20 protein-coding genes and 1 tRNA gene are annotated in these 24,750 nt (G+C 67.5%); 17 read left to right on the top strand and 4 right to left on the bottom strand.

The genetic code is table 11. The annotated features are described in order from the left end of the window. Positions 1 to 284 precede the first annotated feature (284 nt). From FBY39_RS06400 to FBY39_RS06455, 12 genes are all read left to right on the top strand, one after another. Positions 285 to 914 carry a hypothetical protein gene (locus FBY39_RS06400; protein WP_141931175.1) on the top strand — a complete coding sequence of 210 codons (630 nt, stop codon included), beginning with the start codon at positions 285 to 287 and terminating at the stop codon, positions 912 to 914. A gap of 128 nt (positions 915 to 1,042) precedes the next feature. Further along, positions 1,043 to 2,095, top strand: coding sequence for a DUF916 domain-containing protein (locus FBY39_RS06405; RefSeq protein WP_260837467.1), 1,053 nt, complete (start codon positions 1,043 to 1,045; stop codon positions 2,093 to 2,095). Positions 2,096 to 2,303: 208 nt separating this feature from the next. After that, entirely contained in the window at positions 2,304 to 3,320 is a 1,017-nt protein-coding gene (locus FBY39_RS06410) for a LacI family DNA-binding transcriptional regulator (RefSeq protein ID WP_141931179.1), read from the top strand. Between the two features lie 178 nt (positions 3,321 to 3,498). Then, a complete protein-coding gene (locus FBY39_RS06415; protein ID WP_141931182.1) occupies positions 3,499 to 4,512 on the top strand; it encodes an ABC transporter substrate-binding protein in 1,014 nt (337 codons plus the stop codon). 114 nt (positions 4,513 to 4,626) lie between these two features. After that, positions 4,627 to 6,192: a sugar ABC transporter ATP-binding protein gene (locus tag FBY39_RS06420; RefSeq protein ID WP_186336928.1), complete on the top strand. Its 1,566-nt coding sequence runs from the start codon at positions 4,627 to 4,629 to the stop codon at positions 6,190 to 6,192. Between the two features lies 1 nt (position 6,193). Then, the gene (locus FBY39_RS06425) at positions 6,194 to 7,231 is read left to right on the top strand and encodes an ABC transporter permease (protein WP_141931187.1); all 1,038 of its coding nucleotides are present in this window, start codon (positions 6,194 to 6,196) and stop codon (positions 7,229 to 7,231) included. Further along, complete coding sequence (locus tag FBY39_RS06430) at positions 7,228 to 8,271, top strand: ABC transporter permease (protein WP_141931189.1); 1,044 nt, start codon at positions 7,228 to 7,230, stop codon at positions 8,269 to 8,271. Before FBY39_RS06425 ends, FBY39_RS06430 begins: the two co-directional genes overlap by 4 nt. Positions 8,272 to 8,309: 38 nt before the next feature. After that, on the top strand, positions 8,310 to 9,047 hold the full coding sequence (locus FBY39_RS06435) for an L-ribulose-5-phosphate 4-epimerase (RefSeq protein WP_141931191.1): 738 nt from the start codon (positions 8,310 to 8,312) through the stop codon (positions 9,045 to 9,047). Beyond that, the gene (locus tag FBY39_RS06440) at positions 9,044 to 10,633 is read left to right on the top strand and encodes a xylulokinase (protein ID WP_141931193.1); all 1,590 of its coding nucleotides are present in this window, start codon (positions 9,044 to 9,046) and stop codon (positions 10,631 to 10,633) included. Before FBY39_RS06435 ends, FBY39_RS06440 begins: the two co-directional genes overlap by 4 nt. Positions 10,634 to 10,676: 43 nt before the next feature. Next, complete coding sequence (gene araA / locus FBY39_RS06445) at positions 10,677 to 12,188, top strand: L-arabinose isomerase (protein ID WP_141931195.1); 1,512 nt, start codon at positions 10,677 to 10,679, stop codon at positions 12,186 to 12,188. A gap of 158 nt (positions 12,189 to 12,346) precedes the next feature. Then, entirely contained in the window at positions 12,347 to 15,334 is a 2,988-nt protein-coding gene (locus FBY39_RS06450) for an immunoglobulin-like domain-containing protein (protein WP_260837468.1), read from the top strand. Between the two features lie 138 nt (positions 15,335 to 15,472). Further along, positions 15,473 to 16,417 (top strand): aldose 1-epimerase family protein, encoded by a 945-nt coding sequence (locus FBY39_RS06455; RefSeq protein ID WP_141931196.1) that lies wholly within the window; start codon positions 15,473 to 15,475, stop codon positions 16,415 to 16,417. Between the two features lie 36 nt (positions 16,418 to 16,453). Here the strand turns inward: FBY39_RS06455 and FBY39_RS06460 are convergent, their stop codons facing one another. From FBY39_RS06460 to FBY39_RS06470, 3 genes are all read right to left on the bottom strand, one after another. Further along, positions 16,454 to 16,963, bottom strand: a complete 510-nt coding sequence (locus tag FBY39_RS06460; protein WP_160132989.1) for a hypothetical protein — start codon at positions 16,961 to 16,963, stop codon at positions 16,454 to 16,456. A 55-nt stretch (positions 16,964 to 17,018) separates the two neighbouring features. Further along, positions 17,019 to 17,432: a DUF4383 domain-containing protein gene (locus FBY39_RS06465; protein ID WP_141931200.1), complete on the bottom strand. Its 414-nt coding sequence runs from the start codon at positions 17,430 to 17,432 to the stop codon at positions 17,019 to 17,021. 302 nt (positions 17,433 to 17,734) lie between these two features. Further along, positions 17,735 to 17,965 (bottom strand): hypothetical protein, encoded by a 231-nt coding sequence (locus tag FBY39_RS06470; protein ID WP_141931202.1) that lies wholly within the window; start codon positions 17,963 to 17,965, stop codon positions 17,735 to 17,737. A gap of 127 nt (positions 17,966 to 18,092) precedes the next feature. Here FBY39_RS06470 and FBY39_RS06475 point away from each other — a divergent pair, with 127 nt between their 5' ends. The 5 genes from FBY39_RS06475 (at position 18,093) to FBY39_RS06495 (ending at position 24,366) form a co-directional block, all read left to right on the top strand. Next, a complete protein-coding gene (locus FBY39_RS06475; protein ID WP_141931204.1) occupies positions 18,093 to 18,476 on the top strand; it encodes a DUF5684 domain-containing protein in 384 nt (127 codons plus the stop codon). Positions 18,477 to 18,547: 71 nt separating this feature from the next. Then, entirely contained in the window at positions 18,548 to 19,123 is a 576-nt protein-coding gene (locus tag FBY39_RS06480) for an asparagine synthase (RefSeq protein ID WP_141931206.1), read from the top strand. A gap of 42 nt (positions 19,124 to 19,165) precedes the next feature. Then, positions 19,166 to 19,238, top strand: a tRNA-Arg gene (locus FBY39_RS06485). A 470-nt stretch (positions 19,239 to 19,708) separates the two neighbouring features. Further along, positions 19,709 to 22,237, top strand: coding sequence for a LuxR C-terminal-related transcriptional regulator (locus tag FBY39_RS16795; RefSeq protein ID WP_141931208.1), 2,529 nt, complete (start codon positions 19,709 to 19,711; stop codon positions 22,235 to 22,237). Then, on the top strand, positions 22,237 to 24,366 hold the full coding sequence (locus tag FBY39_RS06495; protein ID WP_141931209.1) for an acyltransferase family protein: 2,130 nt from the start codon (positions 22,237 to 22,239) through the stop codon (positions 24,364 to 24,366). The genes FBY39_RS16795 and FBY39_RS06495 overlap by 1 nt, the downstream gene beginning before the upstream one ends. 71 nt (positions 24,367 to 24,437) lie before the next feature. On the opposite strand, the gene FBY39_RS06500 is transcribed toward FBY39_RS06495, so the two are convergent. Next, entirely contained in the window at positions 24,438 to 24,743 is a 306-nt protein-coding gene (locus FBY39_RS06500) for a hypothetical protein (RefSeq protein WP_141931210.1), read from the bottom strand. Between the last annotated feature and the right edge of the window lie 7 nt (positions 24,744 to 24,750).

Genomic DNA, 24,750 nt, shown 5'->3' on the forward strand with positions numbered 1-24,750 from the left:
CTCGAGCCCGTCGATCCACAGTCGGATCCAGAGCAAAGGTGCATGATGCTCGCTACGTCGAACCTCCCCCCGTGGGGGAATCTCGAGGTGCTGCACGTCGATCCGCACCGCCCTGCCCTGCGCGCGGACGAGCACGGAGCACTCCGCGCACCGTGTGACAGCACGTCGTTGAGGGGAACGTCCCGCATTCGCCGGGGTTCCCGCGAGACCCGACGATCGGACGGTCCGATCGCTCGCGAGTTCGGTACGGCAGGAATGCCGGCCGGGGATAGGAGACAGAAGCAATGAACAAGAAGGGCTTCATCGCCCGCGCCGCGGTCGGCGCAATCGGCGGTGCACTTCTGCTCGGTGGTGCCGGTGCGGCTCTCGCCGACGAGGTCGACGACCAGGATGTCGACGTCGCCGTCAGCATCGAGGCGCTCGAACCGGTCGGTGCGCTCACGATGAGCGTCGCCCCCGGCAGCGCGACCCTCGAGGAGGTCGAGTCCACGGACCCCGACATCCGTCAGTTCGATGGCGTCCTGCCGACGGTGACGGTCACAGACGACCGCGAAGAGGTCCCCACCGATGTCGGATGGTACGTCACGGGTCAGTCGAGCGCTCTGACCGCCGCGGGCGGACTGACGATCCCGGCTGGGCACCTCGGCTGGGTGCCGGCGATTCTCACCGAGGAAGGCAACGGCGAAGTCGCCGTGGGCCCCGAGGTCGACACCGTCCTCGACGAAGGACCGAACAATGTCGGTCTTGTCAGCCAGGAGCTTCTGGCGCTCGTGACGATCGATTCCGGTGACGCCGCGACCGTCGGTACGTGGCAGGCGAACGCTAACCTGTTCCTCAAGACGCCGGTCGACATCGCCCCCGGTGACTACTCCGGCACCATCACCCTCACGCTGTGGGAAAACGCGCTGCAGTAAATTCGTCCGCGCTCTTCTCCTGCTCGTCATGAAACCGGGTCGGGGCCGCCACGGGTGGCCCCGACCCTGACATATCTGGAACCCACGTGTTTGATCTCCCCCGTCGACCCCGCCCGATGCCGCGCGCCGTGGCGACGTTCATCGCGTTGGTGATGATCGTCCTCTCCGTCGGGTGGACATCCACCGCGGCGCGTGCGGCGGCCGACGACGACGCCGAAGTACGTTGGTCGGTCGTCCCCGCCGACGAATCGGGACCGGACGGACGCCGAGCGGTCGAGATCGACGTCGACCCCGGTGAGGTCGTCGAAGACCACTTCGCCGTGCGCAACATCGGCAAGGACGAAGTCGTCTTCAGCCTGACGGCGGCCGACGGGTTCTACAACGCCAACGGCCGCTTCGACATCCTCGCTGCCGACCAGGAGTCGGTCGCCGCGGGCACCTGGATCTCGGTGCCCGAGACGGTCACGGTCCCGGGCGGCGAAACCGTCGTGGTCCCGTTCACGATCACCGTCCCCGATCGCGCCGAGCCCGGCGATCATGCTGCCGGCATCACGGCATCCGTCCTCTCTGTCAAAGAGGCGGAGGACGGCACGAGCGTCGGGGTCGAGAGTCGCATCGGATTCCGTGTCCTCACGCGCGTCACGGGCGAGATCACACCATCGGCGGCCCTCGCGGCCGTATCCGGCGACTACGACACCTCGTGGAATCCGCTCCGCCCCGGACGACAGACCGTCACTTTCGACGTCGTCAACGAGGGCAACACCCGACTGCTCGCGGAGGGCACCGTCTCGGCGGGCGGTCAGAGCGTGGCCTTCCCCGCCGAGGGCGAGTCCGCGCAAGAACTGCTGCCCGGCGACACGCGCACGATCAGCGTCGAAATCGATGACGTATGGCCGTTCTTCCTGGTCCCGACGACGGTCACCCTTACTCCGACCGTCCTGACGATGACGGATGCCACCGAATCCCTGGCCCCTGTTTCGGCCGATGTCATCGTCTGGGCCGTGCCCTGGCCGCAGCTCATCCTGCTGGCCGGCATCCTGCTCGTCGTGGGCGCGATCCTGTGGGGGCGTCTCCGCTCGCGGCGTCGCCTCACGGCCCTCATCGAGGGTGTGCGCGAAGAAGCTCGCAAGGAGGGCCGCGAAGAGGCCCGCACGGAGTCCACGACCGCGAGTGCGTCATGACCCGGGTGGGCAAGACGACCAGCGTGTCGACCGAAACCATCGACGAGTCGCCTCGCGAACGAGGGGTGGTCTCCCGCACGAGGCCCCGCACCCCCTACGCTGTGGTGAACGATGCCCGCGTTCCGGTGATGGGGGGGCTGGCCTTCGGGCCGTCGACATCACTTCGAGGTCTGGTCGGTCGTCGCAGGATCGAGCGGGGTGGCATCAGATGACCGAAGTAAGCCGAGGCTGGCAACGGCCGAGTATTTACGACGTTGCAAAGCACGCGGGCGTTTCGCACATGACGGTGTCGCGCGTGCTCAACGACCATCCCAACATCAGGGAGTCGACGCGCGAGCGTGTGCTCCTCGCGATCGACGAGATGAACTACACGCGCAGTTCGATCGCACGGGCTCTCGCGACGCGCAGGGCCATGCGGATCGGCGTCGTGGTGGACAGCCCCGTTCAATACGGCCCCAACAGCACGCTCCGCGCACTCGAGAGTGCCGCCCGCGAAGTCGGATACGCGATCAGCGCCTTCTCGATCTCGGAAGACGATGAGTCGCAGATCGACGCGGGCGTCGTGGAACTGGTCACACAGGGGGTGGATGCGCTCTGCGTGATCGCGCCGCGGGCCTCGTCGCTCGACATGCTGCGTCAGCAGACCACGGGACTCCCCACGATCGTCATCAAGGCCGAGCCGGATGCCACGTGGCATACCGCAGCCGTCGATCAGCGCCTCGGTGCGAAGCTCGCCGTCGATCACCTCATCGGACTGGGGCACCGCTCGATCGCACACCTCGCCGGACCGCTCGACTGGTACGACGCGCGTGAGCGCGAGCAGGGCTGGCGCGAGGCGCTCACCAGCGCCGGGCTGCCCAGCGGGCCGGCGATCAACGGCGACTGGACATCGGACTACGGCTACGAGTTCGGGCGCACCTTCGACTTCGGAGATGTCACGGCGGTCTTCGCGTCCAACGACCAGATGGCACTCGGACTCACGCATGGCCTCCACGAGCGCGGTCTGCGCGTTCCCGACGACATCAGCGTCGTGGGGTTCGACGATCTTCCCGATTCGCGCCACTTCCTTCCGCCGCTCACGACGGTGCGGCAGGACTTCGGCGCGCTGGGCTCCCTCGCGCTGCAGCTCATCATCTCCGCCATCGAGGGCGAAGAGGGTGCGCAGCACGACGTCATCGCGCCCATCCTGATCGCGCGCGCGTCGACGTCCGCACCGCGCGCGTGACATCCGGTGAACGACCCTGTCGTTCGCGGTAACGGTCAAATAACGAATTTCTCTTGGGGAGTTGCGCGAACCGATTGTTAGCGCGCACAATGGCTTGACACACCCGAGGGTGTCCCGCGAGGGGCACGCCCACTTCTCTCCAACGAAGCGCGTCGGAGAGTCTCAAGGAGGAGATCACATGGCAAACAAGAAGCGCATGCTCAGCATGATCGGCTTCGTCGGCGCGGGGGCGCTCGCCCTCGGTCTTGCCGGCTGCGCGAGCGGCGGCGACGACGCGGGCGGAGACACCGGTGGCGACACCGGCGGCGACCTCATCACGGTCGGATTCGTCGCGGTCGGCCCCGAGGGCGGATGGCGCAACGCGAACGAGCAGGCCGTCAAGGACGCCTTCACCGAAGAGGCCGGCTACGAGCTCAAGTACGCTCCCGCCGCCAGCCCCAGCGACCAGAAGTCGCAGCTCGACGCATTCTCGACGTTCGTCAACGACGAGGTCGACGTCATCCTGCTGACCGCGACCGAGGCATCCGGTTGGGAAGACTCGCTCGAGCTCGCCCAGGAGGCCGAGATCCCCGTCATCCTCCTCGACCGTGGTGTCGACGCGAGCGAAGACCTCTACGTGACCCGCATCGCCCCCGACAACTTCCAGGTCGCGGCTTCGGTCGGCGCATGGGCTGTCGAGACGTTCCCCGAGGGCGCGAACTACTACGTGCTCGAGGGCGTCCCGGGTCTCTCGGTCGTCAACGAGCGCAACGAGGGCTTCGACTCCGAGGTTGCTGACGCCGCAGGCTTCAACAAGGTCGGCGCGCAGACGGCCAACTGGAAGACCGACGAGGGCAAGTCGGTCACCGAGACCGTCCTCAAAGCGAACAACAACGACATCCAGTTCATCTTCGCTCAGAACGACGAGATGGGCATCGGCGCGGCTCAGGCCGTCGAGGCTGCCGGCCTCGTCCCCGGAACCGACGTCAAGATCGCCACGATCGATGGCACCACCGGTGCACTCGAGGCGCTCGCCGCGGGCCAGCTGAGCTTCGTCGCCCAGTACAACCCGTTCTTCGGCGACATCGCCGTGGACGTCGTCGAGAAGGCGCTCGCCGGTGAGACGGTCGAGTCGACCATCATCGTCGACAGCGCGACGTTCGACTCGCCCGAGGCGGGCGAGACGGCACTGGCCGACGGCCAGGGCTTCTGAGCTCGAACGGCTGACACCATCACCACCTGACGGAGCGGGGATCGCCGCGATCGGCGATCCCCGCTTCCGTCGACTCTCACCCGAAACCGCAATACACGAGGAAGTTCGTCAGTGATGACCGAATCCCCCCCGATCGTCGAAGTCCGCGACGCATCGATCACGTTCCCCGGCGTCAAAGCACTCGACGAAGTAAACTTCCGGCTTCTCCCGGGCGAAGTACACACCCTCATGGGTGAGAACGGTGCCGGAAAGTCGACGCTGATCAAGGCCCTCACGGGTGTCTACCAGATCGACTCCGGCGACATCTTCGTCTTCGGCGAGAAGCGCCATCTCACGGGTACCGCCTCCGCTCAGGCCGCCGGCATCTCGACGGTGTACCAGGAGGTCAACCTCTGCACCAACCTCACCATCGGTGAGAACGTGATGCTCGGCCACGAAGTGCGCGGCCCGTTCGGCATCAACTGGCGCAAGACCCACGCGCAGGCGAAGGACGCCCTCTCCCGCATGGGACTCGGACATCTCGACACGCGTGCCCCTCTTTCTTCCATCTCGATCGCCTTGCAGCAGCTCGTCGCGATCAGCCGCGCGATGGTCACCGACTCGAAGGTCCTCATCCTCGATGAGCCGACGTCGAGCCTGGACGCCGCCGAGGTCGAGGTGCTGTTCACAGTCATGCGGCGACTCCGCGATCAGGGTGTCGCGATCCTCTTCGTCTCGCACTTCCTCGATCAGGTCTACGCGATCAGCGACCGGATCACGGTGCTGCGGAACGGGCAGTTCGTCGGCGAGTACCTGAAGCGTGAGCTGGACCGGACCGCGCTCATCTCCAAGATGATCGGCAAGGACTTCGAGACGCTGCGCGCTCTCGGCTCCAACCGTCAGGTCGACGTGCGCGACCGCAGCGAGACCCCCGTGTACGCGGCCGACGATCTCGGTCGCAAGGGCGCGCTGGCGCCGACCGACATCGAGATCCACCGCGGCGAGGTCGTCGGCTTCGCCGGACTCCTCGGCGCGGGTCGCACCGAGCTCGCGCGTCTCATCTTCGGCGCGGATCGCGCCGACTCCGGCACCGTGCGGATCAAGGGCAAGAAGACCGGCATCACGTCGCCCGTCGCCGGCCTCGCCCAGCACATCGCCTACTCGACCGAGAACCGCCGCGATGACGGCATCATCGGCGACCTGAGCGTGCGCGAGAACATCATGCTCGCCGTCCAGGCCAAGCGCGGCTGGCTCCGCCGTGTTCCCGCTCGCGAGGTCGATCAGCTCGTCAAGACCTACATGGAGCGGTTCAGCGTGCGCCCCAACGACCCCGATCGTCCGATCCGGCTCCTCTCGGGCGGAAACCAGCAGAAGGTGCTTCTGGGCCGCTGGCTCGCCACCGAGCCCGACCTGCTGCTGCTCGACGAGCCCACGCGCGGCATCGATGTCGGCGCGAAGGCCGACATCCAGGAGGCCGTCGCGGAGCTCGCCGAGGGCGGCATGGGCGTCGTGTTCATCTCCTCCGAACTCGAAGAGGTCGTGCGTCTCTCGGAGCGCATCGTGATCCTGAAGGACCACGAGAAGGTCGGCGAGGTCGTCAACGGCCCCGACGTGACGGCCGAGAGCATCGTGTCGATCATCGCGGCCGAAACCGACGTGAAGGCCGAAGCCCGCGTCGAGAAGACCGAAGGAGAGATCTGAGATGGCCTTCGTCAAGACCCTCATCCGCACACCCTGGTTCTGGGGCATCGTGGGCATCGCACTGCTCCTGACCCTGAACGTGATCAAGGACCCCACGTACCTGCGGATCGGCGTCAACTCGACGACCGGACTCCTCGCAGGAAACGTGCTGGACATCCTGCGCGTCTCGGCGCCGATCATCATGATCGCGCTCGGTATGACGTTCGTCATCGCGACGAAGGGCATCGACCTCTCGGTCGGCTCCATCATGGCGGTCGGCGGCGCGGCAGCCATGGAGACGCTGCGGGCCGTCGAGGGACAGAACGCCGTCGGCGCGATGTTCACCGCGATCGGGGTGGCGCTCCTCATCGGTGCACTGCTCGGTCTCGTCAACGGTGTTCTTGTCGCTGTCGTCGGCCTGCAGCCCTTCATCAGCACGCTCGTGATGATGCTCGCGGCGCGCGGCATCGCCCGCGTCATCACGGGGGGCCAGAACACCAACGCGACCAACGCGCCGTTCCGCGAGATCTCCAACGGTCAGATCTTCGGGCTGCCCACGAGCTTCGTGCTCGCGATCGTGATCGTCGTGGTCGTGTCCCTCATCATGCGGCGCACGGCCCTCGGCCTCATGATCGAGTCGATCGGCATCAACCCCGCCGCGAGCCGCCTCGCCGGCATCCGTCCGCGGCCCATCCTCATCACCGTCTACGTCCTCTCCGCCATCCTCGCGGCGACGGGCGGGCTCTTCACGGTGTCGGAGGTGATGACGGTCGACGTCTCGGGCACCGGCTACCAGATGGAGCTCGACGCGATCCTGGCCGTCGTCATCGGCGGGACGTCGCTCGCGGGCGGCAAGTTCTCGATCCTCGGCTCGACGGTCGGCGCGCTCCTGATCGCGACGCTCAACAAGACGGTCCTGTTCCTCGGGGTCTCCGCGGCGGCGACACCCGCCTTCAAGGCGATCGTGATCGTCGTGCTCGTCCTGCTGCAGTCCGAACGCGTGAGGAACTACGTCCTCCAACTCGGACGCCGCCGTTCCCGTAAGGAGGTCGTCGCGTGAGCGCGCCCGTCTCGTCACCCGCCCTCGGCGCCGAGAGCCCGGTTCAGACCGCGCTCGGGCGCGTATGGGGCCGGAGCCAATCGATCATCCCGACCCTCGCGGCCGTCGTGCTGCTCATCGCGATGCTCGTGTACGCCGAGATCGCGTACGGCCGGGTCTTCCACGCCGGAACGATGTCGAGCCTTCTCGTCAGCTTCGCGCCGACGATCATCCTCGCGGTCGGGATGACGATCGTCATCCTGTCGGGCGGTATCGACCTGTCGGTCGGCGCCGTCGTGGCATTCACCTCTGTCGCGGGCGTCATGCTCATGAACATCGGCATCAACGGATGGCTGTCGATCTTCCTCATGATCGGGTTCGGCGCCCTCTTCGGCCTCGTGTCGGGCATCCTGATCCAGTACTTCAACGTGCAACCCTTCATCGCGACGCTCGCGATGATGTTCCTCGCGCGCGGTCTGGCATCGATCCTTTCGACGGTTCCCGTCCAGGCACCCGAGGACGCCCCGATCCTGCTGCTCGGCACGGACTTCAAGATCATCGATGGACCGAAGGTCAACGACCTCGTCCTGACACCCGGGTTCTTCATCGCCGTGCTCGTCGTGCTGGGAGCCTTCTTCTTCCTCCACCGCACCCGCATGGGACGCACTGTCTACGGGATCGGCGGCGCGGAGTCGTCTGCGCAGCTGATGGGTCTTCCCGTCGCGCGGACGCGCGTCTGGATCTACGTCCTCAGCGGCTCGCTGGCGGGTCTCGCGGCGGTCGTCTACACGGCCGAGGTCGGCGGCAAGGCGCAGAACGTGACGGGCATCGGATGGGAGCTCGACGCCATCGCGGCCGTCGTCATCGGTGGCACGCTCCTCACGGGCGGCGCGGGCTATGTCCTCGGCTCCGTCGTCGGGTCGCTCGTCCTCGCCTCGCTCTGGATGATCATCACGAAGGACGGCACGATCCGCCCCGAGTATCTGACGATCATCACCGGTGGCATCCTGCTCGTCTTCGTCCTCCTGCAGCGCGTCCTGACGGCGCGACGCAGACGATGACCGCTTCCGCCGACACCGAACAGACGAGAGACACGTTCATGACCGCGGATTCCGCGCACTTCACCCCAGAGCTCCAGGCAGCGATCGACGCCGTCCGCGAGGACGTCGCGACACTGCACGGCGAACTCGTCCGCTACAACCTGATCGTGTGGACGGGCGGCAACGTCTCCGGCCGCGTGCCGGGAGCGGACCTGTTCGTGATCAAGCCCTCGGGCGTGTCGTACGACGACCTCGCGCCCGAGAACATGATCCTGTGCGACCTCGACGGGAACGTCGTCCCGGGAACACCGGGGAGCGATCGATCGCCGTCGAGCGACACAGCCGCCCACGCCTACGTGTACCGGAACATGCCCGAGGTCGGTGGCGTCGTGCACACGCATTCGACGTTCGCCGTCGCATGGGCCGCGCGCGGCGAGGAGATCCCGTGCGTCATCACGGCGATGGCCGACGAGTTCGGCGGTCCCATCCCGATCGGTCCGTTCGCCATCATCGGTGACGACTCGATCGGCCGGGGGATCGTCGAGACGCTCACCGGTCACCGCTCGCGTGCCGTACTCATGCAGAACCACGGTCCGTTCACAATCGGGGTCTCGGCGAAGGATGCCGTGAAGGCCGCCGTCATGGTGGAGGACGTCGCTCGGACGGTCCACTACGCCCGTGAGGCGGGCGAGCTCATCCCGATCCCGCCCGAGGCGATCGACAAGCTGTACGACCGGTACCAGAACGTCTACGGCCAGGCGTCGGACGCCCGCCGCGATGCGGAGGACGAGCGATGAGCGCCGAGGCGATCCGCGCGGGTCGCACGGCTCTCGGCGTGGAGTTCGGATCGACCCGCATCAAGGCGTGCCTCGTCGACCTCGACGATCCGTCGCGTGTCCTGGCGGTCGGCTCGCACGCGTGGGAGAACCGACTGCAGGACCGCAACTGGACGTATGCGCTCGACGACGTCTGGAGCGGACTCCAGGCGGCGTACGCGGCACTCGCGGAAGAGGCCGAGCGCACCTACGGCGTCGTTCCCGAGACGTTCGGGTCGATCGGCATCTCGGCCATGATGCACGGCTACCTCGCGTTCGACCAGGACGGCGAGCTGCTGACGCCCTTCCGCACCTGGCGGAACACGTCGACCGAGCGCGCCGCGGGGGTGCTGTCCCAGTTGTTCGGCACGAACATCCCGTTGCGCTGGTCGATCGCGCACCTGTACCAGGCGGTGCTCAACGAGGAGGATCACCTCCCGGACGTGCACTTCCTGACGACGCTCGCCGGCTACGTCCACTGGCGTCTCACCGGCCGCACCGTCCTCGGTGTCGGCGATGCTTCGGGCATGTTCCCCATCGATGCCACCACCCACGACTACGACGCCGGGATGCTGGAGAAGTTCGACCGCCTCGTGTCCGAGCGCGCGCACGGCCTCGACGTCGCGGCTCTCCTGCCCGAGGTCCTCGTCGCGGGCGCCCCCGCCGGTGAACTGACAGCCGAAGGCGCCGCGCTGCTCGACCCGAGCGGCACGCTCCGCCCGGGTGTGCTGTTCTGCCCGCCCGAAGGTGACGCGGGAACCGGCATGGTCGCGACGAACTCCGTCGCCCCGCGCACGGGGAACGTGAGCGCCGGCACGAGCATCTTCGCGATGGTCGTCCTCGAGCATCCTCTGCAGTCGGCGCACGACGAACTCGACCTCGTGACGACCCCCGCCGGCGACCCCGTCGCGATGGTGCACTGCAACAACGGCGCGAGCGAGCTCGCCGCGTGGGTCGGGCTCTTCGAGCGTTTCGTCGAGATCGCCGGTGGCGATCTGAACAGCGATGAGATCTTCGAGGCGCTCTTCCGCGAAGCGCTCGACGGCGACCCCGACGCGGGCGGGCTCCTGGCCTACAACCATCTGTCCGGCGAACCGATCGCGCGACTCTCCGAGGGGCGGCCGCTCGTCGTCCGCACTCCCGACAGCCGCTTCACGCTCGCGAACTTCATGCGCGCTCAGCTCTACGGTGTCTTCGGCACTCTCGCGCTGGGCATGCGCGTCCTCGAAGCCGAAGGCGTCGCGCTCGATCGCATGTTCGCGCACGGCGGCGTCTTCCGCACGGCGGGAGTCGCGCAGCGCTTCCTGGCGGGCGCGCTCGGCGCCCCCGTGTCGATCGCCGAGACGGCATCCGAGGGAGGCGCATGGGGCATCGCCGTCCTGGCGGCCTACGCCGCCGACGCGTCCGACGCCGACCTGGACGACTACCTCCGCGACCGAGTCTTCGCGCATGCCGGATTCGAGTCCATGGATCCCGACCCGGAGGACGTACCCGGCTTCGCCGCGTACCTCGCCCGGTACCGCGCGGGTCTCGCCATCGAACGCGCCGCGATCACCGCGAAATTGTGACGCCAGCCACCACCACCTTGCTAGACCTGAAGGAAAGCACGACATGACCCGCACGCCCCTCTCCACCTCGCTCGGCGCCTACGAGGTGTGGTTCGTCACCGGCAGCCAGAACCTGTACGGCGAGGAGACCCTCCGTCAGGTCGCCGAGCAGTCCCAGGCTGTCGCCGCCGCTCTGACGGACCTGCCGGTGAAGACCGTGTGGAAGCCCGTGCTGAAGGACTCGGATTCGATCCGTCGTTTGGCTCTGGAGGCGAACTCGCGTGACGATGTGATCGGTGTGATCGCGTGGATGCACACGTTCAGCCCGGCGAAGATGTGGATCTCGGGTCTGGACGCGTTGCAGAAGCCGCTCCTGCACCTGCACACGCAGGCGAACGTCGAGCTCCCGTGGGGTGATATCGACTTCGATTTCATGAACCTGAACCAGGCCGCGCACGGTGACCGGGAGTTCGGGTACATCCAGACCCGTCTGGGGGTCGCGCGGAAGACGGTCGTCGGTCATGTTTCCAACCCGACGGTCCTCGGCCAGATCGAGGATTGGCAGCGTGCCGCGGCGGGGTGGGCTGCGGTCCGGACGCTGAAGCTCGCCCGGTTCGGTGACAACATGCGGTACGTCGCTGTCACCGAGGGGGATAAGACCGAGGCGGAGATCCGTTTCGGTGTGCAGGTGAACACGTGGGGTGTCAATGAGCTCGCGGATGCTGTCGCGGCGGCATCCGATGCGCAGATTGACGCGCTCGTCGAAGAGTACGTCGCGTCCTACGACGTCGCCCCCGAGCTCCTCCCCGGCGGGGAGCGCCACCAGTCGCTGCGTGACGGGGCGGCGATCGAGGTCGGGCTGCGGTCGTTCCTCGAAGAGGGCGGCTTCGGCGCCTTCACCACAAGCTTCGAAGACCTCGGCGCGCTGACACAGCTCCCCGGCCTCGCCGTGCAGCGGCTCATGGCCGAGGGATACGGATTCGGTGCCGAAGGCGACTGGAAGACCGCGATCCTTGTCCGGGTCGCGAACGTCATGGGCGCGGGTCTCCCCGGTGGAGCGAGCCTCATGGAGGACTACACCTACGACCTCGTCCCCGGCTCCGAGCGCATCCTCGGCGCCCACATGCTCGAGGTCTCCCCGTCGCTGACGACGGCCAAGCCGCGCCTCGAAGTCCACGAGCTCGGCATCGGCGGGAAAGCCGACCCGGTCCGCCTGGTGTTCACCGCTGACGCGGGTCCCGCGCTCGTCGTCGCGATGAGCGACATGCGCGACCGCTTCCGCCTCGTCGCGAACGTCGTCGAGAACGTCGACGCACCCGACCTCCCCAAGCTCCCCGTGGGACGCGCCGTATGGAAGCCGGCCCCCGACTTCGCCACGAGCGCCGCCTGCTGGCTCATCGCGGGTGCCGCTCACCACACCGTCATGACCACCGCCGTGGGCATCGAGGTCTTCCGCGACTTCGCCGACATCGCCAAGACGGAACTCGTCGTCATCGACGAGGACACCACCGTCCGCGGGTTCCAGCACGAACTCCGCTGGAACCAGGCCTACTACCGCCTCGCCCAGGGCCTCTGAGCCTCCGGCATCCCCACAACTGAACAGCACGAGCCGAAACAGAACAGCAGTACCCGACACCAGCAGTACCCGACACCAGCAGTACCCGACACCAGTAGTACCCAAAGGCGACGCGCACCGTCCGGCCGTCGTCGCCACCCGAAAACAAAGGATGCTCGATGATGAGACAACGCTCGACCGTTTCTCCGACCGGATCGGTTCGGCGCCGCACGCGCCGCACGATCGCGGCATCGGTGGCCGGTGCCCTCGCCGTCTCGACGCTGGGACTCTCAGCGCCGCTGACCGCGGTCGCCGCCGAGGTGCCCGCGCCGTCCGCCCACTACGACATGTCGCACTCGGGCACGAGCCTGATCGACGTCTCGGGCAATGGCCGCAACGCCACCCTCACGTCGTTCACGAACGACTCGTTCGTCAACGTGGGCGGCGACGACGTCCTGCGCTTCAAGGCAGACGGCTACGCAGCGCTGCCGCAGGGCCTCATCACGGGTGCCGACAACAACTTCACCGTCGAGTACACGGTGACGACCCAGACGTCGGCGAACCACTTCGGATGGGTCATCGGCGACGGCGTGGGCCCGTGGAACACGACGCAGCTCGGCAACCACATCTTCCTGAGCCCGCGCTCCGCGCAGGGCGGGTACACCAACCAGGTGCTGTCGGCCATCCGTGTGAAGTCCGGCACCGACAACGGCGAGACCCGGATGCCCGCAGGGGGAGGCCTGAACCCGGGCTTCACAACGCTCACGATGGTCGGAAACGGCCAGACGCTCACGGTCTACCGCGACGGCACTGTCATCTCGACGCTGACGCACACGCGTGCGCTGAGCTCGATCATCCCGAGCGGAAGCGTTCTCGGATACCTCGGACGCTCGCTCTACCAGGGCGACGCGCTCCTGCGTGCCGACGTGTCGGACGTGAAGTTCTGGGACGTCGCGCTCACGGCTGACGAAGTCACCTCGAGCATGCCGACCGCCGCGCAGAAGACCGCTGCGACGGAGGGCATCATCCGGCTCGACCTGACGCCCACGATGCTCGGAGCGAACCCGTCGCTCGCCCAGGTGTCGACGAACCTGACGCTCCCAGCGACGCTCAACGGCATCTCGCTCGTCTGGACGAGCTCGAACACCGACGTCGTCTCGACGACGGGCGTCATCTCCCGCTCGATCACACAGGACACCCCCGTGACGCTCACCGCTACGACGGGCCTCGGCACGACCGTGACGTTCGACGTGATCGTCAAGGCACCGAACGTGTCGAGCGACCTCGATGCGATCTCGCTCTCGGAGCGCACGACCGAGCACCTTCCGCTCGTCACGAAGGGCGCGGTCAACGGCGCGGCCATCACGTGGACGTCGTCCGACCCGGCTCTCGTGACGGGAACGGATGCCGCGTACACGGCTCCCGCGGTCGGCGCGGCCGACCCGTTCGCCGGCGGCGGACTCGTCACGCGTCCCGCCTACGGCGAGGGTGACCGTGAGGTCACGCTGACGGCGCGCGCGACGCTCAACGGTCAGACCGCCGAGCGCTCGTTCGAGGTCACGATCGCCGAGGAGGGCCGCTGGGCCCCCGACGCCGGATACGCGGCCGCGTACTTCAAGTCCGACAGCGACGAGAAGATCTACCAGGCGGCATCCGACGGGAACGACTTCTTCACGTTCTCGCCGGTCAACGGCGGCAACCCCGTCATCACGTCGACGACCGACACGCGAGGACTGCGCGATCCGTACATCCTCCGTTCGAAGGACGGCGACAAGTACTACATGATCGCGACCGACCTCTGCATCAGCTGCGGAACCGGTTGGGGACCTGCGCAGTCGAACGGCAGCCTGAAGATCAACGTGTGGGAGTCCACCGACCTCGTCAACTGGGAGCGCACCAACGGTGTGAACTCGGGCATCACGGTCAACCAGCCCGAGGCCGGCATGACGTGGGCACCCGAGGCGTACTGGGACGACGCTCTGCAGTCCTACGTCGTGCACTTCTCGTCGCGCCTGTACTCCGACGCGACCCACACGAACGGCGACAACCTCCACGCCCGGGTCTTCTACGTGCTCACGCGCGACTTCAAGACCTTCACGTACCCGCCGACCGAGTGGCAGAACACCGGATACGCACGTATCGACTCCACGATCCAGAAGATCGGCGACTACTACTACCGCTTCACGAAGAACGAAGAGGGTGGCGCCGCCGACGGCCTGGAGATCGGCAAGGACATCTTCCTCGAGCGCTCCAAGGTGCTGACGGCACCGACGACGCGCTCGGACTGGAACGCCGATCCCGAGACGACGTGGCAGCTGACCGACACGTACATGACGCGCCTGGAGACCAACCAGGTCGGTGAGGGGCCGCAGATCGTCAAGCTCAACGAGGGCGACCCCAACAACACCGTCGACAACGACGGTTACGTCTTCCTCGTCGACAACTTCGGCGCGGGCGGCTACCGAGCGTTCGTCACAACGGGCGAGGACATCGCGACCAGCAGCCAGAGCGATCGTCTGTCGCGTCGCGACGACTGGAACGTCCGTCCCGTCGGTGGACTCCCGGCGAGCCCGCGTCACGGCTCGTTCGTCAACGTCACTCAGTCGGTTCTCGACGCGATGAAGGGCTGGACCGAGGTCGCGGCCGTCGACTCCACGACGGAGCTGACCGCCGAGGGTCGGACGGCATCTGCCGAGGTCACGGCAGAGGACGGCGGCGAGGTCGTCGGCACGGTGACGTTCTCGGGCGGCGACTGGAGCCAGACCGTTGCGCTCGAGGACCGCGTCGCGAGCGTTCAGGTTCCTGCGGGCGTCGGCTCGGTCACCGCGACGTACGACGGCTACACCGATGGGCTCGTGAGCACGTCGGCGTCGTCGGCCGTGTCGTTCGGGCTCGAGCTCACGGCCTCCGCAACGACGCGCTGCGTCATCGGAAAGGTCATCGAGGTCGTCACGGTCACCAACAGTGACGACGTGGCCGCGACGGTGACGATCGCCGGAGCGTACGGCTCGAAGACCGTCACGATCGCCGCGGGCAAGAGCTACTCGGCATCGTTCACGACGCGTCTCGCATCGATCACGGCGGACACCGTGTCCATCACGGGCCAGGCCTCCGACGGGCGCACGCACGCGTCCACGGTGACGGTCGCCGCGAAGAGCTGCAGCTAGCACGACAGGTGAAGGGCCCACGGCTTCGGGCGTGGGCCCTTCACCATGCCGCAGCATCCAGAACCCGATTGGCACGTCTCCTCGTTCCGCAACTACTGTGAAACCGCTCACACACGACACCCAGGGAATCCGACTCGCATGGCACGCACACCTCTCTCCGGCACTCAGCACGCACTCCGGGCGGGCGACTACGAAGCCGTCATCGCGAGCGTCGGAGCCTCGCTCCGGTCATTGACCTATGGCGGTCGCGATCTGGTCGTGCCGTTCGACGCCGACGTCGTGCGTCCGTCCTACCGCGGCGCGACGCTCGCTCCGTGGCCGAACCGCATCGTCGACGGCACATATTCGTTCGGCGGCCGCGACTTCGAGCTGGCCTTGACGGAGCCCACGCGCGGGCACGCTCTGCACGGCCTCGCAGGATGGCTCGACTTCGATGCCGTCGACAAGGGGCCCGACCACGTGACGTTGGAGGCCGTCGTCGAACCGCAGACGGCCTACCCGTGGCGGATCGTCGTGACGACGACGTTCGAGCTCGGCCCCGACGGGCTCACTCAGACCGTGACGGCGCGCAACGAGTCGACCGAAGCCGCACCGTGGGGGACGGGACCGCACCCCTACCTCGTGGCCGGCGAGGGCACTCTCGACGAGTGGATCCTCGAACTCCCCGCCGCGCAGGTTCTCGCGGTGACCGACGACCGGCTGTCCCCGATCGATCTCGAGCCCGTGGGGCAGGACGATCCGGCTCGCTTCGACTTCCGCGAGCCGCGCGCCATCGGTTCCGTCGAGATCGACCACGCCTTCACGGGCCTGAGCCGTGATGCCGATGGCGTCGCGACAGTGCGTGTGACGGATGCCGCAGGTCGCGGTGTCTCGATGACGTGGGATGCCGCGTGCCCGTGGGTGCAGATCCACACGGCTGACAAGCCCGTCCCCGCAGAAAGCCGGCTGGGGCTCGCGGTCGAGCCCATGACATGCGCTCCCGACGCGTTCAACGCCGCGCGGTACTCCTACGACGCGGGACTCATCGTGATCGAGCCGGAGCAGTCGGCCACGGCCTCCTGGTGCATCGCCGCGATCGGCTGAGCAACCGGTCCGTCCGTCTGTCCGTCCGCTCGCGCGTCAGCGCGGGTGATGCCCGGGATCGATGATCCCGTGAGAGCCGTGGTCCGGCGCCAGTCGTCCGGCTTCCGTCGCTCCGAGTGCGGGGGTGACCGCGCCCGCGACGACGACCGCGGCGATCAGCAGTACCGAGAGGCGCGGGGGAGCGGCATCCTTCTCCATCCGTAGCCGCCGCCCGCATCCGAGTGCGACGGACAGCAGCAGCGCGCACGCGAGGGCTGACGCGGCGACGCTCGTCCGTGCGGGATCGGCGAGCAGGGCGGCGACGACGGCGACAACGCCGCCGATCGCCGCGGCGATCGCTGTACGCGGTGCGGGGAGGGATCCGCGTACGAGCGCCGCTGCTCCCCAGGCGAGAGCGGCCGCGGCGATCACGAGGAGCGGCACGGCGAGGATGATGTCGCCGTGAGTCGCTGCGGAGGCGCCCAGCGCGCAGGCGAGGAGGCCGGCTCCCCACGCTGCGACGGCAGCCCAGGCCGGCGTGGAGGACCGGCCGACCCGGCTCTCCACACCGGCTGGCACCTCTGCCGGACGTGCTGTCTCGCTGAGGAGGGGCATCGGCTGCTCAGGCGGTCCGGGTGTTCGCCGTGACGCCGCGCTCGGCTGCCAGTCCGATGCCGAGGAGGACGACCGCGCTCGCGAGGTGCAGGAAGTGGTCGAAGGTGTTCAGCGCGAGAACGTTGAGCGCCGACCCGGCCAGGAAGAAGCCCACGATGCCGAGCAGCAGGTACGCCGCGCCCACGATGATGTTGACGGTCCGTGCCGCGACGACGGAGACCAGCCCCGCGACCAGAAGCGCTGCGCCGATCAGAAGGTGCGCGATGTTGTGCAGCGGGTTCACCTCGAAGATCCCGAGGAGCAGGCCACCCTCGGTCGCGAAGAAGCCGACACCTCCCGTGACGGTGAATCCGAGCACTCCGACGAGGAGATAGACGGCGCCGAAGATGGTGGCGGTGAGACGGTTGACTGACGATCGCATGGCGAAACCTCCTGGGATATGCACGACGGTGGGTCGTGTCTGTCAGATGCTTCGTCGCGATCCTCGGATCGGTTTGGGCGGCACGTAAATGAACGACGCCCGTCCGGACATGAGTCCGAACGGGCGTCTTTTCCGCGAGCAGATCCGCGAGCGATGGCGAGAATGGCACCGGCCCCCCGGTCGGGGCGATCCTCAGCCGCGCAGCACTCACTGCCCGATGTCGCGCGTCGTCACCCCACGAGCTCCTCGAGTTCTCTCCAGGCTCCCGCGGATCGGCGAACGCCGCACCACAGATGTCGCGATCAGTTGTCGCGCAGCTCTTCCTTGATCTCGTTGCGAGCCTTGACGGAGTCGCGCTCGGCTTGCGCCTTCTTGACCTCGGCGTCGGCTTCTGCCTCGGCGCGCTTCACCTCGCCCTCGGCTTTCGCTTCGTCGACCTTGTCGCTGATCCGGTCGGTCGTGTCTTCCCACGTGTCCTTGACCTTGTCGCCGACGGCCTCAGCCGTCTTCTTGGCGTCGTCGAGAAAACCCATGATGTTCCCCTTTCCAGATTTCTGCATTTCGAGATTAGGTGGGTGTGTGGATGAAGAGGAGGGGGTTGCGCCGCGGGGGCCGCGTTGATACGCACGCCGGGCGCCCGTTCGGCCCTAAGCTGACCGCATGCTCGATGCGAACACGATCACCTCCGGGGCCGACCTCACCGCGGCCTACAGCGTTTCGGGCGTTTTTGCCCTCATTTGGTACGTCCTCGTCGCCGTCGCCTTGTGGAAGGTCTTCAGCAAGGCGGGGTATCCCGGCATCCTCGCGATCATTCCGATCGTGAACGTCTTCTTCCTGGTCAAGATCGCGGGATACTCCGCGTGGCTCGGCCTGCTGTACCTCATCCCGATCGTCGGCTGGATCTTCTCGATCGTCGTTGCCGTCCGCGTTGGCCGGGGCTTCGGTAAGGGGGGAGCATGGTCGTTCTTCCTTCTGTGGCTCTTGGCGTTCATCGGATACTTCATCCTCGGCTTCGGCAAGGCGACGTACTCGAAGCCCGAGTGACGCTGCCCACCTCTCATCGAGGGCGGTGATGGTCGCCGCGAACGATACCCTCGATATGGAGGTGCGAATTCGTGGGCAAGACCGCAGACGCCATCGCCGAGGGTGTCTCGATCGCCTTCGCAGCGGCACGGCTGTCCGTCCGCAACCGCATCCTCGTCGAGACGATCGCCAACGGTGAGCTCTTCGATGCCGAACGCTTCGGTCCGTACGCTCGTGAGACCCTCCTGGCGCTCGCTGCCGAGCAGGAAGCGGCGGCGGATCTCGCCAAAAAGCAGCGTAAGAAGGCGTGGGGCAAGTTCACCGACCCCGACGGCACGCACGACTACCGCGACAGGGACACCCGCAACCTGCGCAAGCGTCATCGGCAGTACACGGGTGTCGCCAAGGCGTTGCGCGCGCGGGCGGATGATCCCGACGAGATCCGCGCGCTCGTCGAGGCGTCGCGGGATGCCGCATGGGGTGACGTCGAGGCGAACCTGCAGCGCCGTCTGACCGTCGAGGGGATGCGTCCCGATCTCGATCCTGACTACGAGCGCATGCGCGCGGCTCGTATGCAGTCCCTGCGCCTCGTCGACATTCCGCGCCTCGCAGCGCACCGACGCAACGCCGCGAAGGCCTCGGACGGCCCCGATTCGCGCACGCCCTAGGCGTGGGGTATTCTGGACGCTGGTCCGCGCGAGTGTGACCATGCGCCCGTAGCTCAATGGATAGAGCATCTGACTACGGATCAGAAGGTTGGGAGTTCGAGTCTCTTCGGGCGCACACTGTGTTGAGACAGTACCTACGAAGGCCCGCGGTCACCCGCGGGCCTTCGTGTTTCCCAGCGCGTGTGGCCGTCCGTTAGCCGTCCTCCGGTTCTCCGTCCGCGAGACTGCATCCTCCGTTCTCCGGCCGGTGAGACTGCACGTGCCGGCCGAGAGTGCACACGCGCGCCGCTGTCTCGGCCGTGAGGTGCAGTCTCGCGGCTGTCGTGGCGGTGGTGACGGATGCTACGGCCCGAGGCGCGAGGTCACAGTCCCTCGACCCGGGGTGGTGAACGGTATGGCATGCCCATTAACTCGCGGCGGCATGCCTAGGGGTGAAGGCCGGATGAAGAATCAACCCCGAACGGTCCTCATTCGATTCTGGACCGTTCGCTCTCGATCGATCTGGGGTCGACTCGAGCCACGTACGGGGGAGGGCCTCGGACGTCGACTCATTGCGGGCCCGTTACCGCAGGGGGGATTCTGCGCATGCTTCACGAACCCGTCATGCTCCCGAGGACGTCGGCGATACTGCCGCGCACGAGCCGCTACTGGCTGGTGCGCGAGCGCACCGTCGCGGCGATCAGGGCAGCGCTCGACAATCAACTCGTCATCGTCCGCGCACACCGTGGCGCCGGCAAATCGGTCGCCGTGCGTCACCTCGCCGATACGCTGCGCGAGGAGGGGCGGAGCGTTCGCTTCCTCTCGTGCAGTGCGTCCGAGCCCGAGGGATTCACCGCGGCGCTCCGGGCGGCTTTCGGCATCGACGTCGCTGCCGCGGCGACGGAACATGATGCCGCTGATCGCGACGGTGTCCTCATCGTCGATGACGTGGAACTGACCGCCGCCGACGAGGAGGCGCTCATCGAGCTGCTGTCGACGACACCCGGCCTTACCGTCGTGCTCACCGCTCGGCATCGGACGGGTCTCGAGCGTACGAGCGTCGCCGTGCGCGTCGACACCCACCTGGTCGACCCCGGCCTGCTGTCGTTCGATGCCGACGACGTCGCGGCCCTCCTCGCGCAGTGCGGAATCACCGCGTCGGAGGCGGACGCCTCGGCCCTGGGGGCAGAGCTGGACGGCCATGCGGGCGCGATCCACCTCGCGGCGACAGCGCTGAGGTTGAGGGGCGTATCGTCGCCGCAGCCGCGCGACATCTCGCACGCCGTCGACCACGCGCTGAGCGAATTCGCGGAACTGTGCCGGGGCGCGCTGGACGCAACAGGTATCGCCGATCCGGCGCTGCTGTTCGTTGCTCCGTACCTGACCAAGCAGGCGGTGGAGGTCCTCTGCGGCGTGACAGCGGAGCAATCGGTCCGCGCTCTCCACGCGCTCGAGTCAGCAGGTCTTGGAGAGTGCTCGGACTTCACAGACGGGTCGCGATTCCGCCCGCTGCCGCTCCTCCGGGTCGCGTTGTGGAGTCGAAGCGCGACCGATGTCCGCTTCGGCGCGGGCATCGATGCGCTCGTCACCTTCCTCGCGAACGAGGGCGATCCAGATGCCGCATGCGACGTCGCCATCTCGGCGGGACGCTGGCCGGCGCTCATGCAGGTCGTCTCCGACTTCTTCGAGCAGCTCGTCGAGGAGGACCCCGCGAACGTCCGGCACCTGCTCCGCACGATCCCGGCGAACGAGTTCGACGGCAACCTCGAGCTCGCGATGCGCGCCGTCCTTCTCGACCTCGACGGTGAGGCGAGCAGAATGCGCCTCGGCCAGTTGGAACGACTCGCGCGTTCGCTGCCGGCAATCGCGCCCGGGGCGTCCCTCCTCGAGACCGTTCGCGGACTCACGCTGCACACGATCACGCGGCGACGCCTCGGTCAGTTCGGCAGAGCGGCAGAGGCGGCGGATCGGCTGGTGGATCCCGTCGCGCGGATCGACATCGACAGCGCTCCCGAGCTCGGAGCCGCGTCGGCCCTGGCGCTCTATGAGAGCGGTCTGTCGCTCATGCATCTCCGTCGCGTGCGCGAGGCGCGATGGCGGTTCGCCGACGTCCGTCGCCGTGTCCCGGGTTCTCGAGTCGACGCGGACGCGACGGCCTCGCTGGCACTCCTCTCGCTGCTCAACGGCGAAGTCGGCGAGGCGGCCGTGCTTCTCGCGGACGCTCGACCCGACGCCGCCGCGACGCCGGTCATGCACGTCGCTCGCGCATTCCTCTTGATCGAGCGCGATGAGACGGCCGAGGCTCTCTCGATCCTGGACGAGCTCGACCGGACCGCCCCCTTCAGCGAATACTGGGTCGTCGCGCTGGCGCTTCGGGCGTGGGTGAAGCTGTTCGAGGGCGAACCCCAGGCTGCGCTCGCCGTCATCGCTCAGGTGCAGGCTCAGGCGTCGTTCGCATCGGTGTCACCGCTCTTCGGGAGCTTTCTTCAGTCCGTTCGCTCCGATGCGCTGGTCGCGGCGCGCCAAGCACCGTCTGCGCTCGTCGTCTCACGGGCACCCGAGTTCGCCGGCGAGACGACAGCCGCCTCGTTGAGCCGAGCTCTTCTGCAGTCGGGTAACGACGCGCAGGTGACGTGGCTCGCGAGCCAGCGCCTCTCGAAGAACGCGCCGTCTCCGCGGGTGAAGCTCGAGCTCCTGCTCGTGCGTGCGTGCGCGTGCGTGCACCTCGGTCAGGATGCCGAGGCTCTCGCCTCCCTCGTGAACGCCGAAGCGGTCACCCGCGAGCACGACGTGCATGTGCCCTGGCGGCTGATCGCCGACGACGATCGCGATCGTCTGCGCAGCCTGGCCCCACCGTCGGTGATGGCGATGCTGGATGCCGACCCCTCGGGCTTCCGCGGGACCCTCGCGCTTCCCCGCCTTTCACGTCGCGAGCGAATGGTGCTCGCCAAGCTGCGCACAGGCGGCTCGGTCGCGCAGATCGCGAAGGACCTCATGGTGTCGTCCAACACCGTCAAGACGCAGCTGCGCAGCATCTACCGCAAGCTCGGCGTCAGCAGCCGCTCCGAAGCCGTGCGGGCCGCGTTGGAGTGGGGGATTCTGCAGGAATCCGGGCAGTTGAGGCGGACGCAGTGATGGCACGACCGACCGTAGAACGAGGCGATCACCGTCGCCTCGACATCCAGGGGCTCCGAACGATCGCCGTCCTGGCGGTGCTCTTCGAGCACGTGCTCGGCTACCCCGCGGGCGGCTTCGTCGGCGTCGACGTCTTCTTCGTCATCAGCGGCTTCCTGATCACCGGCATTTTGCTGCGCCAGCTCGACCGCACGGGTCGAGTGTCGTTCTCGGACTTCTACCGCAAGCGGATTCGCCGCATCATGCCCGCGGCGCTCCTGGTGCTCGTCGTGACGGTCATCGCCGCGAGGCTGATCTTCAACGTCGCGCGATCGACGACGACATTCTGGGATGCCGTGTGGTCAGCGTTCTTCGCCGTGAACTGGCGCTTCGCGAGCGTGTCGACGGACTACTTCGCAGCGGAAGGACCGGTGTCTCCGCTTCAGCACTACTGGTCGCTGTCGGTCGAGGAGCAGTTCTACCTCGTCTGGCCTGTCGTGCTCGCCCTCGTCGGCCTCGCGGCGGCGCGCCGACGGCACGCGGTCGCCTTCGCGGCGATCGCCGTGATCAGCGCCGGCTCACTCGCCTGGGCGTTCTGGGAGTCGGCGACGGCACCGAGCGTCGCCTACTTCTCGACGCTGACACGCGCGTGGGAGCTCGGCCTGGGCGCGATGATCGCTCTGACGGTGCCGCTGTGGAGCAGGATTCCGGCGTGGCTCCGGCCCGTGCTCGCGTGGATCGGGCTCGCCGGCATCGGTCTCTCGTTGTGGGTGACGACAGAGGCAGGCTTCCCCGCACCCGGCGCGATCCTCCCGGTGGTGTCGACGGCCCTCGTCCTCGCGGCGGGCGTGGGTGGACAGAGCAGATGGCTGTGGCCACTGACGAACCCCGTGTCGGTGTACATCGGCAACATTTCGTACTCGCTCTACCTCTGGCACTTCCCGGTCTTCACCTTCGGCGCGATCCTTCTCGCCCGGCCGGCGGAGAGCCTCGGGATGCCCTGGCTCATTCCGGTCGCGACGATCGCGGGCGGCTTCGTCCTCGCGATCCTGAGCTACCACTTCGTCGAGCAGCCGGTGCTGCGCTCTCGGTGGCTGCTCGGCCCGGGTCGAGGTCGTCGTGCGCGCGTTGCGCCGCGGCACCTGGTTCTGCTCGGCATCAGTGTCACGACGCTCGCGCTGGTCGCGGCGGCCGTGACCGTGGATCGCGTGTCCCCGGCCGCATCGAGCGCCCCGCAATCCCTCCCTACCGCGGCCCCGGGCGAGGGTGAGGAGGGCGCAGAGTCGGCCGCCCTGACGGAGCTGCAGAAGCAGATCGAGGCCGCCCTCTCCGCCACGGAGTGGCCCGCAGACCTTCATCCGACCCTCGATACGGTCTCGCAGGAGGAGCTTCCGGGCAATACGGCCGCGTGTGGCGGCGCGGTGCTCCCCGAGGACCCGGCTTTCTGCACGTTCGGCGATCCCGATGCACCGAAGACCGCCGTTCTCGTCGGCGATTCGATAGCCCAGATGTACGTTCCGGCGCTCGCCGAAGTGTTCGGCACGGGCGAGTGGAAGCTGCGCGTCACGTCGATGTACGCCTGCCCCTTCATCGCGATGGACGTCGGAAGCCTCGAGGGGCGGATCGATCTGTGTCGCACGCGGAAGGACAGGGAGGTGCAGATCGTCCAGGAGACCCAGCCTGATCTCGTCATCATCGGCAACACCTACTGGCGGGCGAGTGACGAGAGCGGCACAAAGGCCGCGATGACCGACTGGGATGCCGCGTTCCGCGCTTCGCTCGACCAGATCAAGGGATCGGCGAAGGCACTGCTCGCGCTCCCTCCGCCGGTACCCGACAAAGTCATCACCGACTGCATGACGAGCGTGTCGACGCCCGCCGATTGCATCAGCTCGATGAACAGTACGGATTGGGCCGAGATGGCCAATCTGCAGAAGTCGGCGATCGAGGATGTCGGCGGGGTTTTCATCGACAACCGCGCATGGTTCTGCAACGCGGACGGGTTGTGCCCGCCGATCGTGGGGTCGATTCTCGTCAAGAAAGACCAGGCGCACATCACGGCCGACTACGCGCGGTTCATCACGCCGGTCATCCGCGATGACATCACGGCGACGGGCCTCCTCGAGGGTGCTGCCCCCGCGGAAGGGTGAGACATGCGCGCCGGGGTTGTAGGACGACCTCGGCGCGCATCCCGCTGTCGGAGGCCGCAACCGAGCGTGCTTCAGGCGGGCGTCTCGACCCGTGTGAGGAGCCCTGCCGTCGCGAGCGTCTCGCAGCACTCGTGGAGGGGTCGCAGGTGTGTGCCGGCATCCTCATCGCCGTCGTCGGGATGCAGAAGTGCCGCGGCCTCTTCGCTGGTCACGGCGCCGAGAACCCACTCCCAGGCGAGGGCGCCGATGCCCGCGAGACGCCAGACTCGGCAGTCGCGGAGGTCGACGACGTAGCGCGTCTCATCGTCGACCACCGTCGCCGTGTACTCGGCGGGCGCGTAGGCGCTCGGATCGGGGGCACGGTCGAGGGCTGTCATGGCCGGC

The sequence above is a fragment of the Microbacterium sp. SLBN-146 genome (assembly GCF_006715145.1).
GTDB lineage: Bacteria > Actinomycetota > Actinomycetes > Actinomycetales > Microbacteriaceae > Microbacterium.